Annotated in this window: 1 protein-coding gene; it reads right to left on the reverse strand. The window is 58.8% G+C overall.

Features of this window, described 5'->3' with window-relative positions; genetic code table 11:
* On the reverse strand, positions 1-558 hold a 558-nt coding region (locus BN2476_RS50150), incomplete at its 3' end, for an acyl-CoA dehydrogenase family protein (protein ID WP_218274624.1).
* Positions 559-582 lie beyond the last annotated feature (24 nt).

Here is a 582-nt window from a genome sequence, read left to right on the forward strand (position 1 = left end):
GGGCAGGCGTTTGTCTGCGAGTTGTGCGGCGCGATAAAGCATCAGACGGGCCGCGTGCAGGTGCGTTTTCATCTCCGCGAGCTTATGCTGCACTGACTGATAGTGGCCGACAGGTTTGCCAAACTGTTGCCGTTCTCCGGCGTAGGTCCACGCGTCGTCAAGTGCAGCCTGGCCAATGCCAATCGCCATCGCAGCCACCTCCAGTTTTTCGACGTCAAGTCCGGAGCCAACGACCATTGGCCAGGCGCCGTTCCATTTCTCTTCCCCGCCAACGATGCTGGACAAAGGCAGTTCAACGTTATCGAACGTCACGTCAGTCGTCGGAAATCCTTTCAGACCCAGCCCATTGATGGGTTCAATGGTCACGCCAGCGTGCCCCGGAGGAATCAGCAGTAAAGTCAGATTGCGATAGCGAGCATCTTCCGGACCGGTACGCACCAAGGCGTAAATGTAGTCACTCACACCCGCGCCCGAGCAGAAACGCTTGGCACCGTTGACGATGATGGTGTCTCCCCGTCGCTCCGCGCGGGTCTTCATGCTGGCGAGATCCGAGCCCACGAGACTCCTGAGCATCTCGTATGC

The sequence above is a fragment of the Paraburkholderia piptadeniae genome, from assembly GCF_900007165.1.
GTDB lineage: Bacteria > Pseudomonadota > Gammaproteobacteria > Burkholderiales > Burkholderiaceae > Paraburkholderia > Paraburkholderia piptadeniae.